Annotated in this window: 12 protein-coding genes; 4 read left to right on the top strand and 8 right to left on the bottom strand. The window is 45.2% G+C overall.

The window, feature by feature from the left end:
* Positions 1 to 106: 106 nt before the first annotated feature.
* Complete coding sequence (locus G3R49_RS00740; RefSeq protein ID WP_130599203.1) at positions 107 to 1,648, bottom strand: S10 family peptidase; 1,542 nt, start codon at positions 1,646 to 1,648, stop codon at positions 107 to 109.
* 379 nt (positions 1,649 to 2,027) lie between these two features.
* On the opposite strand from G3R49_RS00740, the gene G3R49_RS00735 reads away from it, so the two are divergent.
* Both G3R49_RS00735 and G3R49_RS00730 read left to right on the top strand, forming a co-directional pair.
* Positions 2,028 to 4,148: a TonB-dependent siderophore receptor gene (locus G3R49_RS00735; RefSeq protein WP_167868867.1), complete on the top strand. Its 2,121-nt coding sequence runs from the start codon at positions 2,028 to 2,030 to the stop codon at positions 4,146 to 4,148.
* A gap of 269 nt (positions 4,149 to 4,417) precedes the next feature.
* Positions 4,418 to 5,527, top strand: a complete 1,110-nt coding sequence (locus G3R49_RS00730; protein WP_167868327.1) for a PepSY domain-containing protein — start codon at positions 4,418 to 4,420, stop codon at positions 5,525 to 5,527.
* 390 nt (positions 5,528 to 5,917) lie between these two features.
* On the opposite strand, the gene pmbA is transcribed toward G3R49_RS00730, so the two are convergent.
* Positions 5,918 to 7,297 (bottom strand): metalloprotease PmbA, encoded by a 1,380-nt coding sequence (gene pmbA, locus G3R49_RS00725; RefSeq protein WP_130599207.1) that lies wholly within the window; start codon positions 7,295 to 7,297, stop codon positions 5,918 to 5,920.
* A 156-nt stretch (positions 7,298 to 7,453) separates the two neighbouring features.
* Here pmbA and yjgA point away from each other — a divergent pair, with 156 nt between their 5' ends.
* Both yjgA and G3R49_RS00715 read left to right on the top strand, forming a co-directional pair.
* Entirely contained in the window at positions 7,454 to 7,993 is a 540-nt protein-coding gene (gene yjgA / locus G3R49_RS00720) for a ribosome biogenesis factor YjgA (protein ID WP_167868326.1), read from the top strand.
* A gap of 29 nt (positions 7,994 to 8,022) precedes the next feature.
* A complete protein-coding gene (locus G3R49_RS00715) occupies positions 8,023 to 10,518 on the top strand; it encodes an Ig-like domain-containing protein (protein ID WP_167868325.1) in 2,496 nt (831 codons plus the stop codon).
* A 191-nt stretch (positions 10,519 to 10,709) separates the two neighbouring features.
* Here G3R49_RS00715 and G3R49_RS00710 read toward each other — a convergent pair whose 3' ends face one another.
* The 6 genes from G3R49_RS00710 to G3R49_RS00685 all read right to left on the bottom strand — a co-directional run bounded on the left by G3R49_RS00710 (position 10,710) and on the right by G3R49_RS00685 (position 16,387).
* Positions 10,710 to 11,408 (bottom strand): hypothetical protein, encoded by a 699-nt coding sequence (locus G3R49_RS00710; RefSeq protein ID WP_167868324.1) that lies wholly within the window; start codon positions 11,406 to 11,408, stop codon positions 10,710 to 10,712.
* 243 nt (positions 11,409 to 11,651) lie between these two features.
* Entirely contained in the window at positions 11,652 to 12,371 is a 720-nt protein-coding gene (locus tag G3R49_RS00705; protein ID WP_167868323.1) for a hypothetical protein, read from the bottom strand.
* A gap of 123 nt (positions 12,372 to 12,494) precedes the next feature.
* Positions 12,495 to 12,833: a DUF4288 domain-containing protein gene (locus G3R49_RS00700; RefSeq protein ID WP_167868322.1), complete on the bottom strand. Its 339-nt coding sequence runs from the start codon at positions 12,831 to 12,833 to the stop codon at positions 12,495 to 12,497.
* Positions 12,834 to 13,044: 211 nt separating this feature from the next.
* The gene (locus G3R49_RS00695) at positions 13,045 to 14,172 is read right to left on the bottom strand and encodes an ABC transporter permease (protein ID WP_167868321.1); all 1,128 of its coding nucleotides are present in this window, start codon (positions 14,170 to 14,172) and stop codon (positions 13,045 to 13,047) included.
* A complete protein-coding gene (locus G3R49_RS00690; RefSeq protein ID WP_167868320.1) occupies positions 14,169 to 15,314 on the bottom strand; it encodes an ABC transporter permease in 1,146 nt (381 codons plus the stop codon). Before G3R49_RS00690 ends, G3R49_RS00695 begins: the two co-directional genes overlap by 4 nt.
* Positions 15,315 to 15,415: 101 nt before the next feature.
* Positions 15,416 to 16,387, bottom strand: coding sequence for an HlyD family secretion protein (locus G3R49_RS00685; protein ID WP_167868319.1), 972 nt, complete (start codon positions 16,385 to 16,387; stop codon positions 15,416 to 15,418).
* Between the last annotated feature and the right edge of the window lie 9 nt (positions 16,388 to 16,396).

Genomic DNA, 16,396 nt, shown 5'->3' with positions numbered 1-16,396 from the left:
TAGTTAAGCTAGCGCCAATACTAGTTACAAAAAACAACAAAGGGAGCATCTGCTCCCTTTGTTGTTTTTATTGGTCTTGCCGCTCAACTTTGAAACGAGTACAGCATTAGTATTTCGCTGCAGTTTTAGCATCCGGCATAGTCGATAGCATAAACTCGCGTAAGTCTTGATTTGACTGGCGTAAATCTTCAGCACGAAGATACATCATGTGTCCTGAGCGGTAGCCTTTAAAGCTCAGTCTGCTTTGCATTTTACTGCTTGGGTCAAGTTGCCACATGGTGTATTTGGCATCGAAATAGTTAGTCGCACCATCATAATAGCCCGCTTGGATCATCACGTTTAAGTATGGGTTTTGTGCCATAGCCTGACGTAAGTTTTCACCAGTTTTATTATTAGTGCGATCCCAAGGGCGAACCGGGCCAAACATGTTGTACTTAACATCAGTTTTGTAGTTCAGCTCAGTGCGCATGTAATCATTAATCGCAGGCGTAAATGAGTGTAACCAAGAGGTAAGCTCTGCATTGTAGTCAGGGCGCTCGCCGATAACTTGCTTATCAATGCCTAAGTAGCGAGAGTCTAAACGACCAACGGTTTGACCTTGCTCTCGCAGTAACTCTTTCCAAAAATAACTCGTTGGAATATCAAGGTTTGCATCCAACACAGTTTTTACGCTTAAACCTGAGTAGTGAGCCACTTTTTCAGCGATATATTGCTTTTTATCCGCATCAATAAAACCGCCCATGGCAAGCGCTGGTAGATATTCATTGATAGTAAATGCCTCAACCTCAGGTAACACTTGATATAGGTCTTTGCTTTGCAGGTCGCTCGCTAGCACTTTGTGATGCCATGCAGTCGCTGCGAAATAAGGTAAACGATTAGCAGATTTAACTGGGCCTTTACGCTCGATGCCGATATCGGTGGGTGATACTAAGACCACGCCATTTAAGTACATCCATTGTCTGTTTTGCAGCTCGAGTGCAAGACCAGATACCCGCGTTGTACCATAGCTTTCACCAATCAGGTACTTAGGTGAACGCCAGCGCTCGTTACGGCTGACAAAGGTATTTAGCCACTCAGCCAGGTACTTTACGTCGGCATTAACGCCAAAGAACTGCTCTTTTTGCCACTCTTTACTCGGCATTTCACCGCTTTTGTTCGGTAGTACACGTGAGTAACCTGTATTCACAGGGTTAACGTAAACAATATCAGCTACATCCAATACCGAATGTGGGTTAGTTTTCACGCCATAAGGCTGCAGGGGATAACCTTCATCATCCACATTAAGTACTTTAGGGCCGGTATATGCCACATGCATCCAAACAGAAGCAGAGCCAGGCCCACCGTTAAACGACATCAGTAGCGGTCGATTTTCATTACTCTTCACATCAGTACGTTGGTAGTAGGTGTAATGTAGAGTCGCGATTGGCTCGCCGTCATCATTCCACACAGGCTGCGTGCCAGCAGTGGCCGAATAACTAATACGTTCATCACCAATTTTCGTCTTGTGCTTCGTCACGACTTTATGATCGATTGGAATTTGGCGCTGATACTGGTTTGCAGCAGCCTTATCTTCTTGCGCCAATGCTTGCTGTGGCAAATAGCTACAGGCTGTCACGCATAGCAATGAAACAAAGGTGAATACTCTCATGATGACCTCATTTGAAATGGGATTTTATTATTTTAAAACTACTTTGAAATTGTGTTGAATTAGAACGCCTCACGCTCAAGTGGGCGATTTATGATAATAAATACCGCTGGTTAATTAGACTACCGATAACTGCCGACTTAACTGTTAAAAATTGTAAGTAAACCTATATTCACATAATACAAGGCTCACCCCTCCACCATTCGGTTATGCAAGAAAGTCGCTTTCCCCCTTGTGAGATCATTTCTACTTACGCGATCAAGATCACAAAACAAACATTTTATGTAAATGATTGTAATTCTCATTTCGGTTATCGTTATCGATATGTAAAAATATGCAGCACATTCGCAGCGAATGTTACCAATACATAACTAACTAGATGATGAAGAATATGAAACTCTGTCCACTTGCTGTTGCGATTACTATGTCGTTAAGCCCCTTAGCGTACGCTAATGAAACCGAAACCAAAGACGCTGATATTGAGAAAATTACCGTTGTTGGTAGTTATATTGAAGGTTATAACGCTCACCAGGCTAGTGGTGCATCGCGTTTAGATCTTGATATTGTTGACATTCCGCAGTCGGTATCTGTCATTACCAGCGCTCAGCTAGACGACTTCCAACTACATGATATTAACTCTGCGCTCGATACCGCTACCGGCATCAATGTAGAGCGAATTGAGACAGACCGCACCTACTACACGGCACGCGGTTTTGATGTGACTAACTTCCAAATCGACGGTGTTGGCTTGCCGCTGACTAACGGTAACAACCACGCCGACGAAGACACAGCCATTTACGAGCGTATTGAGGTTATTCGCGGTGCCAACGGCCTAATGACAGGTGTAGGTAACCCATCTGCAACGGTTAACTTCATCCGTAAACGACCAACAGCATTTAACGCATTCAATGTGAACGCGAGTTACGGTAGCTGGAACAACAAGCGCCTAGAAGCTGATGCTAACCTTGTTATCAACGACACTTTCTCTGCCCGCGTAGTGTTACTGAATCAAAAGAAAGAATCGTACCTAGACCGCTATGAAACAGACAAGAATGTCGCTTACGCATTCCTTGAAGCCAACCTGTCAGACAATACTTCACTGTCGCTAAGTCACAGCTTTATTAGCAGCGATGCCAAAGGTAATAACTGGGGCGCGCTGCCGTTGTTTTATACAGACGGAACACCAACCAATTACGATGTATCAACCAATACGTCTGCCGATTGGTCAAACTGGAAAGTGGTTAAAAACAACACGGTACTTGAGCTAAGCCACTACTTCACCGACAACTGGCGCTTACGTGCGACCTACTCTTACAAAACCACAGATGAAGACACCGAACTATTCTACGTCTACGGCACACCAGACAAAGCCACCGAGCTTGGGCTATTTGGCTACGCTAGTGAATATGATCTAGACGACAATCATCACATGGCTGATGTGTATGTTGACGGCGACTTTGAGCTTTTTGGTAACACACATCAACTGGTATTCGGTGTTAACTACGCCAAAATGAGTTATGAAGACACCTCTCTGTACGACTATCAAACTGGCAATGGTTTCCCAGTTATGCCACCGCTACCAGAGTGGGATGGCAATACGCCAAAGCCAACCTTTACTGATGGCTTAACAGGCAGTGATGTTACCCAAACACAAAAGTCAGCTTACTTTACTGGCCGCTTTAACCTGTTCGAAGGTTTCCATTTAATTGCAGGTGGCCGCTTTAACAGCTGGGATGTTGAAGGCGAGTCTTATGGCGTAAACGAAACCGCTGATGACGCTAAATTCATTCCTTATATTGGTGGTGTCTACGAGATCACTGAGCAATTCTCAGCTTACGCTAGCTACACAGAGACCTTTACTTCTCAAACAGAGAAAGACATTAACGACAGGACATTAGAGCCTGTCACAGGTGAAAGTGCTGAGGTCGGTATCAAAGGCTCACTATTTAACGATCGCCTTATCGCAACGCTTGCGTACTTTGACGTTAAGCAAACTAACCTAGCGACACTTGACCCATCAACTGCGCCGCTACCACCAGAAGAGCAACGCTATTACGGCAGTGACGGCGTAAAAAGCAAAGGCTTTGAAGTCGATGTCGCAGGTGAAATCTACCATGGTTGGAATGTTAGCCTCGGTTACACCGACTTTGACATTACCACCAATGATCTTACTAACCAGGTTGCTAACTACACCCCAAGCAAACTGTTTAAGTTTGGTACAACTTATGAGTTGCCATTCCTTGAGCAACTGACCATTGGTGCAAACATGCGCTGGCAGGACGATATTTTCCGCTATCAAACACCTGACTTAGCGGTTGTCACCACGCAAGACGCATACGCCATTGTCGATCTAATGGCGCGTTATGAGTTTACTGACAATATTCAGCTAACCGTTAACGCCAATAATGTCACCGACGAGAAATACCTAACCAGCTTGTACTGGGCACAAGGTTTCTACGGGGCACCAGCTAACTACAACGCAACACTAAGTTGGAAAATGTAAGTTAAACCACAGTCGTTATCGTGAGACTCGCTAGAGTCTCACTCGGGTTTAATACCAATTAGCACAAGTATTTGATCATTCTTACTGGTTAAAACCGCTTATAACTTCGTTAGAAATTTTGTAGGTAGAGCAACTAGCTAGCTGCAATTTCCGCCTTGTTCTAAGCGATTTTCCCTGCGTAATCTCTGATCACTTATTTATCCCAATTGGTATAACCCCAAAAGTCGGTGCAGATAACTGCACTGACTTTGCTGTTTATTGAGGGCGATATGAGAAAAACACTATTCAAATGGCACTCGTATGCTGCACTTGTTGCCATGCTGCCAATATTTATCATTTCGATCACCGGTAGTATTCTGGTATTCAAAGTCGAAATCGACAGCCTACTGCGCCCTGAACACATGCGAGTTGATCATGTTGGCGCGCAGCCAAGAGTCAGTTTAGACACACTGATGGCAAACGTACTTGATACTCACACTGGCTATGAGCTTGGTGGCTGGGAGTTATTCCACGATAACTACCGCTCAGACGCTGGCTATTTGATAAAACACGGCACCGAAGAGTGGTCAAAAATATATGTAAATCAATATACTGGCGAGCTGTTGTCACAGCCTCAGACGATGGAGCATTACATTACCGACTGGCTGCTAGAGCTGCACTACACCTTTTTGTTGCACAACCAAGGCATAGTGGTTGGCTTTATCGTCGCGTTAGTGATGTTATTTCTAGGTGTCAGCGGCATCATTATCTACCGCAGGTTTTGGGCTAAATTCTTCACCCTACGCTACAAAGCAGTTAGGCGCATTCTGTTCAGCGACATTCATAAAATGATTGGTATTGTCAGCTCTCCGGTGCTGATTATCCTTGCCATAACTGGTGGTTATTGGAACATTAGCCTATTGATACATGAATATGTCGAGCACGCAGGCGAAGAGCATTTTTTAATTACTAAGCCACTACATAGCGAAACCATTTCATTCGAAACACTGCGCCTACAAGCAAGACAAGAAATTGATGGATTCAGCGCAGGATATTTATCTATGCCTCACGAGCCTGACTCTTACATTACCTATTGGGGCGATGTACCCAATAAAAATCCTTTCAGCAGCGAGTACTCAAGTACGGTGACCTTCGACAAAGATGAAGGCAAACTAGTGAGTAAAATTGACGTACGCGAGTCTGGCTTTAGCCACGTATTTGTTGATAGCTTTCGCAAGCTACACTTTGGCTACTTTGGCGGCTTAGTCACTCGCATCATTTGGTGTGTATTGGGGCTAATGCCCGTTGTCCTCGCCTTCACTGGCTTCTACCTATATTGGCAACGTACAAGACAGCGCAAGCGCGCCAAAGTCTCAAGGCAAGAGTTACAGGTTTCTTGATATTTATACACATGAACTTCAATCGATTTCTCAAATAACTAGAACGGAATGAGAAAACACCGTGAGTTCGGCCATGGTCACTCTTTGGCATCCATGCCATCGTGACATCAGTAAATCCTATTACAAGAGATGGCCGACTAGCTTTCGAGGGGAAGGGACGCCCCATTGAAAGCGTTAGTGGTTTTTGAAATGGAGTGAAGCAGCCTACAAATGAAAATTAAATCTAAGACACGCTCTTACTCCGTTGGAAATTTTCGCTTTTCAAAAATTTCGCCGGAGCGTTGCGGCTTAGCATTTATAGAAAGGAAAGGGGAACAAACGCTTTTCCCCTTTGGTCGGGTGTGGGATGAAATCCCACGACTTCAATCAACCGGAGGTTGCATTATTCAACTAATTGCCTGCAATCTGCATTTCACCTAGCAAAATCCCTCCAGTGCGAATAGATGAGCGCATATCGCGATCGCTCGCCACCGCTTGCACATCCATAAACATGTCTTTTAAGTTACCAGCAATGGTGATCTCTTCAACTGGGTATTGAATCTCACCGTTCTCAACATAAAAGCCAGCTGCGCCACGAGAATAATCACCCGTCACGCCGTTAACGCCTTGCCCCATCACTTCGGTAACAATAAGACCTGTGCCCATTGCTTTGATTAACTCAGCAAAGGTTTGGCCGCTGTGTGCTAACGTCCAGTTATAAATACCGCCAGCATGACCTGTGTTAGTCATCCCTAGCTTACGTGCTGAATAGCTAGTTAACAAATACGTGGCGAGCTCACCATCTTTAATAATGTCGCGCTCTATTGTGGCAACACCCTCGCTGTCGTAATTGGCACTAGCTAGCCCACCTAAAAGGTGTGGCTGCTCTTGAATATTGAACCACTTAGGGAAAATTTGCTTACCCAATGAATCAAGCAAGAAGCTTGATTTACGATACAAGCTGCTACCGCTAATTGCGCCAACAAAGTGACCAATTAAGCCGGTGGCGATTTCAGGTGCGAACAATACTGGCATCTTGCCGGTAGCAATTTTGCGAGCATCTAAACGATTAAACGTCTTCTCAGCCGCTTTGATACCCACGGTTTCAGGGCTTAACAGCTTGCTAAATTCACGGGCCACAGTGTAGTCATAATCGCGCTGCATATTGCCATCAGACTCTTCACCAATCATCACGCAGCTCAAGCTATAACGCGAGCTGCAGTAACCGTTCAAAAAGCCATGGCTATTACCATAAACTTTGGCAGCGGTATGAGCATTAGCACTCGCGCCGTCAGAGGCTTTAATGCGGTCACTAAAATCAAGCGCCGCAGTTTCACTATCAATCGCTAGCTTTGCCAGCCCTTGCGCATCAATTTCATGTGGATGGTACAGGTCTAAATCGCGAATATCCTGCGCCATTAACTCAGCATCAGCCAAACCATTAAATGAATCTTTCGAGGTGTATTTCGCAATATCATCAGCGGCTTTTACCGCTTGCTTAATCGCCTCAGGTGATAAGTCAGAGGTAGAAGAATTACCTTTAGCGCCGTCGCGAAATACTGTAATCCCTAAGGCACCATCTTTAGTAAATTCAACCGTTTCCACTTCTTTATCGCGAGTAGAAACCGACAAGCCTTGCTGCTTACTAATCGCCACTTCAGCAGCTGACGTACCTAGCGCATTGGCATAGTCCAACGCCACGGCTACCGCTTGCTTTAAGGCTGGTAATTGGCTGTCAATTTGATGAGATGCACCAGCTTGATCGCCGGTTGAAGATTGATGAGTTGCCACGAGAATACTCTTTGAAAATACAGATGGTCGTTAGCATAGCAAATTCGATCACTTTTTGATAACCATCGGTAAATTCGAGGTTTGTGCGGTATATTTTCCTCTAAAGGCCCCTAATTAAGTGCTATCATTAGCGGGTTATAGATAGAGGTTATTATTATGAAAATCGTAGGCGATTCAGAGCACTTCCAACAACCGTTTGACCATGACGAGAACTACGTCAGTCGCACTGAATTCAAAAAAGAAAGCGAACTTGCCCAATCGCTAGGCATCAAACTAGCATTACTTAGTAAGTCGCAACTCGACAAAATGGACCTAGACGAGTTTCTTTACGATGCGCTAATCAAGCTAAAAACCATTAAGCCTAAAACTGAGGCTTATCGCCGTCATCAGCAATATATTGGTAAGTTAATGCGTGGTTACGATCACGAACCAATTGAGGCGGCACTAGCTAATGTGTTGAATAAGAATAATAATGAAGCTGCACGCGTACATGTTTTTGAAAAAATGCGTGACCGTTTATTGGCCGAAGGCGACAGCGCAATTCAAGCCTTGCTTGATGATCATCCAACCTTTGAGCGCCAAAAACTGCGTCAGCTAGTACGCCAGGCAAACAAAGAATTACAAAAAGCGCCGGACAAAGAATCAAAAGCCAATAAAGAGCTATTTAAGTACCTGCGTGAACATATAGACGAGTAACCAAACATTTTTGCATAAGGACGTTGCCAATGCGGCTAAAAACAATCTTTAGAACTTTACCGTTTTCGATTGCATCACTTCTTTTAGTCGCAGGCTGTAACGGCCCGTCTGATGGCTCGACACCAGACCCAGAAGATATTACCTACAGCTTGTCACTCAGCTACTACACCGTAGTTGATGGTCAGTGTGACACCACTACAACTGAGCAGCGCTTTGCCGCTACCGAAAGCTTCTGCGCAGTAGCAAATGTAAAAGCCAACAATGCTAACCTTGCCAATGTGCTGGTCGACTTTTCGTCTGACAATGCATCAATTGCGCCTGCCACTACGCTGACAGACAGCAGCGGTATGGCAAAAGCCATCGTGTCATCGGCTGACCAAACAGCCATTGCTGGTACACTCACCGCGATTTATGCGCCTGCTAATGTAGACTCGGTAAGCGATGAGCGCACCTATGAGTTCACCGCAACTGAGCCGCTACCACCAGTTGAAAGCTACACCCTGACCACCTCAATTAGCGATGCCTCTGGTACCATCAACCACTTTAAAGTGGGCGAAACCGTGCAGCTTAACGCTTACTTTGTTGACGGCAGCAATGAGCCTGTGACCAATCAGCTTGTTACTTTCACTGCCGGTAGCGCTAGCTTGAATCCAGCCACTGCGCTCACCCAAGCAGACGGTAAAGCCTCGGTGAGTTACACACCAAGTAATGATGAGCTTGGCGCCGCTGCACTGAGTGCAACCATTGAGTACCAAGGCGACACCTTCTCAAATACTAGCTTTTATGAAGTACGCAGCGCCGATGACGTAGTGCCAGAAGGCACCATTAAAATTGGTCACTTCGATGCTAACAACAACTTTGTTGAAGGAGTGCTAGGCACTAGCCTAACGGCTGATGCCAATGACGATTACATCATTAGCGCAGGCGGTTCATTTGGCGTTACCGCGACTATCGTCACTGACGATAACGCCGGTAACATCACCCGCTTACAAACGCCAACTAGCGTGAATTTTGTATCTGATTGCTCAGCCAACAATAATGCATCGCTCGACTCACCAGTCACCACTTTATCTGGTAGTGCAAGCTCAACCTTCTCTGACACCAGCTGTAGCGGCAACAGTGAGCGTAACGATCAAATCGTCGCCACCGCAACAGTCGGCACTACGAGCCTAAGCGCTAACTTCGACTTCACTTTGTCACGCCAAACCTTAGCTAGCCTGAGCTTTGTATCAGCGGACCCAACGCAAATTCGCGTTAAAGGCGCTGGCGGGACAGGCTCAAGTGAGAGCTCGCTAGTGACCTTCTTAGTCACTAGCGCTAACGGTCAACCTGCTGCGCAGCAAACTGTCGATTTTAGCCTAGATACTGTTGTTGGCGGTCTAAGCTTTGCTAATGGGCAGGCGACAGACCAAAGCATTACCAACGCCCAAGGTATTGCCAGTGTACGTGTGCAGTCAGGCACAGTGCCAACACCTGTTCGTGTTGTTGCAAGCGCAACTGACATTGATACCGGCGATGTGGTTACCAGCCAATCAGAGCAGCTAACGGTTAATACCGGTCTGCCGCAGCAACTTGGCTTCTCTATTTCACCAAGCGTGTTCAACCCAGAAGCGGGTGACCACAATGGTGAAGAGGTCACTATTAGCGTATTTGCATCAGACAGCTTTGGTAACCCAGCGCCAGATGACACCACGATTAACTTCACCGCAGAAGGCGGTCAAATCCAGCCATCTTGTGCAACTAGCGGCGGCAGCTGCTCAGTCACCTGGACATCAGCCAACCCACGAGTGACCGACCACAGGGTGACCATTTTGGCCTACGCCCTAGGTCATGAAACCTTCTTCGACACCAACGGCAATAACATCTTTGATGATGCCGACGGCGGCGCAATCGCTCAGGCTTGTTTAGATAGCAACGGCGCAGCAGTGGCATGTACTGGCAATGGTATGGACATTGAAACCTACCATGCAGGCGGCTTTAGCGACCTAGGTGATGCTTTCCGTGATGACAGCGAATCAGGTAGCTACAGCTCAGGCGAGCCGTTCTTCAACGCCGAAGGCAAAAACAGCTACTCGCCAGCAGATGGGCTATTTAACGGCCCGCAATGTGAGGGCAGCTTATGCGGTCAAGGTCAGGCGAATAAAACCTATATTCGTAAAGCCTTTGTGCTAACTATGTCAGGCTCAAATGCAGTATTTGCCCTTGAGCAAGACGGTAACCCAATTGCGGATACCAGCACTGACATAACGCCAATCGCCCCAGGTAGCACTTCACTGTTCTCAGTGCAGCTTACCGACAGCGCTAACCAAATGCTGCCATACAACAGCACAGTGAATGTTACCGCTTCAGAGGGTGAACTAACCTTTACCAGCTTTAACATCCACAACGCCACCCGCGCTGGCGGTTCAACTGCAAACTTTGCGTTATCCCATGCTGGTGAAGCAGGTACAGCATTAGTTACTGTTGAAGTGGTGACACCTAAAGGCATTAAGTCGACTTACCTGTTTGCAGTTGATTTGCTGTAGGCAAGTGGCTTGATTTACTTTGGGTTAGCGGCTGAATTGCGGCTGAATTAACCTACTCTTGAATAGCAAAAGTCCACCTCACATGAGGTGGACTTTTTGTTGGTGGGTCAGGTAAACCATCCGAAGACTCCATGACTATATTCAGCTAATGTGAGCTTGCCGATGAAACCTCAGAACGGAAAATCTTTTTGCTATATATTTTCTCCCCAATATATAGCTAGTTCCTGAGCTTTCTTAATATCATCAGAGTTTTCGTAAGGTGTAGACACATATAATAAGAGCACTTTTTCATCCTTGAGAACTGTATTGAAAACTACTACATCAGTGACACTTGTGGAACCTTCATGGTCTTTAGCTTCCAAATTTCTGATTATTGAAAAAGCAATATTTCTATCAGACTTAGACAGTATCCCTAGAGGTACAATTCCCTTAATCTCAGCTACCACCTTCTCATTCGAGACTTCAGTCAAGGTATCTGATGCTTTTTCTATTATATCTTTTACACTTGACGGAAGCTGTTGATAAAGTGAGGATTGCTGCTCCTCGATTGATAATGAAAACTTTGCAAACTCAGCAGGTGTTGTGGCTAGATTCTCAAAATGTTTAATATTTTGAATAGAAAGATGAATTATCTCCATTTCAGGTTTGAGTTCAGGGTACAATTCAAACTCTTCTTTTCCAATGTAGCATCCTGCAAGAGATACTTCTGGAGGTAACCCTGAAGAGAACATCATGCTATAATCTTCAGACTTTTCACATGCATCAACAAAACCCATAGGATAGTTGATAATAATTTCATCAGCCCCAACCCTAATAGATGCTTGATTAAAACCATCTCCCAAAACACTGGTCGAAAACATAGCTAAACCCCAAATCAATATAAACTTCATCGTATAATTCCTTTACTTATTTTACTTCCTGTCACTTCTTATAACACGAGCATAGTAATAAGAGCGGCGATTAATACCAATCATTTAAGTTAACATGAATTTGACATATAACTCTTCAAACTAAGAAAGTATCTACAGAAGACATAGCCGCAGAAAATATAGAGATCAAGAATATTCAATAATTGTGGGTGACCACGCTTCATCCCAGTCTGGCGATAAACGGGAGCGTACTTGACTGGTTTGTTAGGCGCTTCGGACACCATACAAAACTTGATTGACTGCCCCCTGCATAGATCCAATTTCTTGCATCGCTGGGATCATTACTGTCAGCAAAGCTCCCGAAGCCTTGTAAAAATTTTCTAGTACAGAGGAAAACTGAGAAACATCCAGATTTGAAATTATGTCGTGCTGACGTAGTGCATCAGGTTCTCTGTGAGCAATGGTATTGTGCCTAGTCTCTGAGATCTGCATCTCGACAGCTTTACGAGCTTTTTTCAAATCCTTGAGAGCTGCAACTACCGCACCTTTAGAAGCATCCGATAACCCACTTGCTTCGTAAACAAAGTGCATTTTGCGACCCGTAACTTTGCCCATATCCCATTCGTAAACCGTTAGCAGAAGAGTCCTTAAAGCGATATTTCTCTTAGTTTCACTAGGATGAGCTAACGCATCAGCCTTTACAGCTTGAATGTCACGTTCAGCGAGCAGAAAAAACAGCCCAATATTGAAGAACTGTTTAGTTGCTGGGTACCGCTCACCGTCTATTTGACGGCATTCCCTTGACACTGTGGCAATAACTTCATTTATTACCTTTTCCCTTTTGGCAAACTCTTTATTGAGCTTCCAGTGCAACCGTTTCAAAAACAGCCTTTTCAGTTTCTTCCCGAATCGTTTATGAAAATTCAAACGATGCCACCGCTCTTGAACCTTGCGGTCTGCGTCCAGAAATTTTTGACTAAACATAACCTGTTACTACCGGTACAAATTAAGAACGCCTAACGCCAAGCTAATGGGCGTTTAAAGCTAGGCTAAAATAGCGAGCGCAGCGAGACGAGCCTAGCTTTAAACGTCCCATTGAGCGCCTTGTTAGGTATACTTTTCAGTGTGCTCTGAACCTGAATCGTAAAATTGATTGATATAGTCTTCAGGATCTAAATCACTACTTCGTATTTCAGAATAAACTTCTGAGCCATGATGCAATATATAGTCAAAAAGATGAAATACATTTATGTATTCTAAATATTCGCTACCAGAATCAGCATATTGATTTGCTTCACTTTCCGTTTTTTCAATTGCGTCATCCATGCTTTCAGCATGAATTAAAATAATGCGTTCTTCATATACATATTTTTTACCATCAATTGGAGCTAATTGATGGTGGCGAAAAACACATTTTGCAGCATAAAATGGTTCGTGATTACTCATGTATACCTAACATTTATATAGTGCGCATGCGCACATGTTGGGATTAATACGCATGCGCGTTTTGCCAATATCCAGTTCAACGCATACTAAATTAACTAATTGTATCTATTGAAGTTACCAGATAACAGAATGTCATACCGCATTAAAAAAGTGCGCATGAGCACATATTGGGAATTAATACGCAAACAAGACCGCAGGCTAAAAACTAAACCTAAGACAACCGCTGCTTTACGCCCACATAAGCAAGCGCGCTAAACAGTAGGAATAAGCCCCATAGTTGTAGCCAGAGGTTGAACACCATGCTCCAATCGGCACCCATTTGATTAACCTTTGCCATTGCCATCATGGCTGGGATTGCTGGGATTAATTGACTAAGCCACACGATAGGCTCAGGAATAAGCATGGTTGGCCAAATAAGGCCTGAAGCAAACAGAACCGGCATTGAGATAAGCAATACAATTTGGGTTGGCATGTCGGTGCGGCTAAAGCAACTACTTAGCGCCACACCTGCAGCGCTACTTGCCAGTACAAATGCCATCAGCAACATGACGACATTAATCAGCTCACCTGTTACTGGCAACTGATAATAGTAATGACACCAACCAAAATAGAAACTGGCAAACACCAGATACAACACGGCAAAGGTGATGATACGTGCAGTAACTAACTTAGCGACTGACACTTGATTCCAATAGCCTGAACTCCGCCACTGACTTGCCCCAAGAATGCCGCTACCAATCAATAAAGTTTGTTGCAGAACCAGCAGCAATACCGCGGGCACCACGTACGACATATAGCCTAGACTTGGGTTAAACGCTGGCACACTGTTTAGCTTTATCGCATTAAGGCTTAACTCAGCGCTGCCTGGGTCCTGCCCTTTTGCCAGCAGCGCCTTAAACTGCATTTGTTTAGCGGTATCTAGCCCAACACTCACCATGCCCTGCGCAATAGCGGAATAGACGAGAAAGTAATTAGCATCACCTAGCGTTGCCAGCGTAACATCTTTACCCAACATTAAGTCGCGGCGAAAACCCTGTGGTATCACCACTAAACCAAGCGCTTTACCGTGAGTTAAGTATTCCTGACCATCATTGATTGACGCTAACTGCGCGACGACTTCAATTTGCGGCGAGGCATTGGCATGGCGAATAACCTGACGGCTCAAGCTTGAGTTATCTCTATCAATCACCACAATTTGCTGCTCAGTGGCGACATTATTGAGATACGGCAGCGGATATAAAATAGCGTAGAAAAACACGCCGCCGAATACGGTGATTGCAATGGCTTTATTAGCCCATATCGCTTTGAGCTCAGCACAAATTAATGCCCACCAACTCATATTGGCTCCTTAGCATTCGTTTGCGCTAGCTTGGTCACCCCAAGAGCAATCACAATTAGCAAAGTCAAAAACGGCAGGTAGCCACTGAGCATAGTCAGCAATTGTCCAAGGTTAATATGGCTACTGACAATCGCTAAGTGTTGCTCTATGTAGTAGCTTGACGGCATCACCAAGCGCCAAATTTGTGCGACAAACGGCATATCATGGGTGGGGAATGTTACCCCCATAAACGGAAAAGCTGGCGCGTACATAGCTGCGCAAAAACTCACCGCGCGGGCACTGTCTTTTAGCAACATGAACACAGCTGCTACCACTAACCAAATCGCTATCGCCATACATAGCTGAGCCAGCAGTAACAAGGGCAATTGAGCACTAATATCGACACCTAAATACAGGTATAAAGCCCAATTCAGCGCCGCCAGTTGCAATACCGATAACGGAATATAAACGAGCGCTTTGACCCATAAACCATGAAATGCACCTTGAGCTAGCCACATTGACACCGTGTTGTGTCTTAACTCGCGAGCAAAGCTGTTGAGGCAATTTAGCATCACCACAATTTGCCCCAGCGCCACTAAAATAGCCGGCATAAGGAACACCTGATAATGGCTATTAAAATTATGTAGTGGAGTAATTTGTTGCTTAATAGGGCTTACATTAATCTCAGCCTGCGCTTTAGGCACGCCGCGACTGAGTTGTGAGCTAAGCGATACCTGTTTTAGCCCGGCAGCTAACGCCTGTTGAATTTGGCTTGAAAGCAATTTACCCACTAATAAAAACTGACTGTTGTAGCGCACATCAATAATCGGGCTGTGGCCGGTGAGTAAGTCCTTGCGCATACCCTGCGGGATCACCACCATGGCATACATATCAACTTGTTGCATGGCGTGTTTAGCAGCGGCGAGATCTGAGTAGGTTTGCAAATTAATTGTCGGGCTTGCCTGTAGTTTAGAGGCCAATTGTTGGCTTAATTGTGACTGGTCATGATCAACTATTGCCACAGGTAACTCGCGCGGCGTGGCGCTAGTGAATATCCAACCTAAAAGCACTAATGCCACTATCGGCAAATAAGTCAGCAAAGCAAGCTGCCAAGGATCATTCCATAGCGCTTTTAGCTCTCGTTTAAACAAGCTGGGCTTCATTAGGCAAACTCTCTAACAGGCGAGCATTACAGATAAGTTCATTACAGGTAGCCACTTTTTAGGAAAGCACATTACAAATAATCTCTTTACAGATAGATTTGTTACAAGTAGATCACGGCAGACATGCCTACACGTAAGTCATCGACCTGGGTTAGCGGCGTTAACTCCACTTCAAAGGTACGCAGGTCAAAGTCATGGCCTGACTCTGTTGCGCGCCAAGTAGCAAAGTCGCCCATTACGCTAATAAAGCTCACCTCGCAGCTCACATTCATATCTAGCGCAGGCAGATATACATCGACCTTGTCTCCTTGCTTAAACTGGCTAAGTTGATCCTCACGCACTTGAAAGCTTGCCCAGGCATCAGTCATATCAATTAAGCTCACAACAGGAAAGCCGCTTGGTACTAGCTCACCCGCTTGTAATAGCACCTCGCTTACCTCAGCCGCTTTAGGCGCGCGCATTTGGCTATCTTCCAATACCGCATTGACCTCTTTAACTGCGCCCTCGGCCATACGTGCATTACCAGCAGCTGCGGCTTTTTGCTCGATTCGCGCACCTTCTTGTGCCATTTGATACATGGCATTGGCTGCTTGCTCTGTGTATTTGGCCGCTTGCCACTGGGTAAACGCTTCATCGCGCTTTTGTCTTGCCACTACGCCCTGTTCAAATAGATTCTCGACCCTTTGATAAGTTTTGTGGTGTAACTCGGTTACGGCTTTGGCTTTTAGCCACTGATCTTTGGCTGCCATAACATCCTGACTACGAGCACCATTATCGGCCTCTTGCAACATGGCATTGGCAGCATCTAAACCGCCTTGCGCCTGAATTAACTTGGCATCCAATTCAGGGCTGTTAATGGCAAACAAAATATCATCCACTTGCACCTTGTCGCCCTTGCGCACAAACACTTGCTCAACGCGCCCCGGCACCTTAGACGACACATTATATTCACGCGCTTCGATTTGCCCCTGCAAAATGGATTGCTGAGGTTCAAATGCCTGCTTAACGCCATAACCCAATACACCAAGCAGCAAAACTAAGCTGATAACGGCGACGATTTTATTTGCTTGCATTGCGAGTTC

The organism is Shewanella sp. WXL01 (genome assembly GCF_012263345.1).
Classification (GTDB): Bacteria; Pseudomonadota; Gammaproteobacteria; order Enterobacterales; family Shewanellaceae; genus Shewanella; species Shewanella maritima.
This window is presented reverse-complemented; position numbering and strand designations above follow the sequence as displayed.

What these genes read in the sequence shown, in the direction of transcription:
- G3R49_RS00740 (WP_130599203.1), bottom strand. Translation starts at nt 1,648, where the DNA reads ATGAGAGTATTCACCTTTGTTTCATTGCTATGCGTGACAGCCTGTAGC.
- G3R49_RS00735 (WP_167868867.1), top strand. Translation starts at nt 2,028, where the DNA reads ATGAAGAATATGAAACTCTGTCCACTTGCTGTTGCGATTACTATGTCG.
- G3R49_RS00730 (WP_167868327.1), top strand. Translation starts at nt 4,418, where the DNA reads ATGAGAAAAACACTATTCAAATGGCACTCGTATGCTGCACTTGTTGCC.
- yjgA (WP_167868326.1), top strand. Translation starts at nt 7,454, where the DNA reads ATGAAAATCGTAGGCGATTCAGAGCACTTCCAACAACCGTTTGACCAT.
- G3R49_RS00715 (WP_167868325.1), top strand. Translation starts at nt 8,023, where the DNA reads ATGCGGCTAAAAACAATCTTTAGAACTTTACCGTTTTCGATTGCATCA.
- G3R49_RS00710 (WP_167868324.1), bottom strand. Translation starts at nt 11,408, where the DNA reads ATGAAGTTTATATTGATTTGGGGTTTAGCTATGTTTTCGACCAGTGTT.
- G3R49_RS00705 (WP_167868323.1), bottom strand. Translation starts at nt 12,371, where the DNA reads ATGTTTAGTCAAAAATTTCTGGACGCAGACCGCAAGGTTCAAGAGCGG.
- G3R49_RS00700 (WP_167868322.1), bottom strand. Translation starts at nt 12,833, where the DNA reads ATGAGTAATCACGAACCATTTTATGCTGCAAAATGTGTTTTTCGCCAC.
- G3R49_RS00695 (WP_167868321.1), bottom strand. Translation starts at nt 14,172, where the DNA reads ATGAGTTGGTGGGCATTAATTTGTGCTGAGCTCAAAGCGATATGGGCT.
- G3R49_RS00690 (WP_167868320.1), bottom strand. Translation starts at nt 15,314, where the DNA reads ATGAAGCCCAGCTTGTTTAAACGAGAGCTAAAAGCGCTATGGAATGAT.
- G3R49_RS00685 (WP_167868319.1), bottom strand. Translation starts at nt 16,387, where the DNA reads ATGCAAGCAAATAAAATCGTCGCCGTTATCAGCTTAGTTTTGCTGCTT.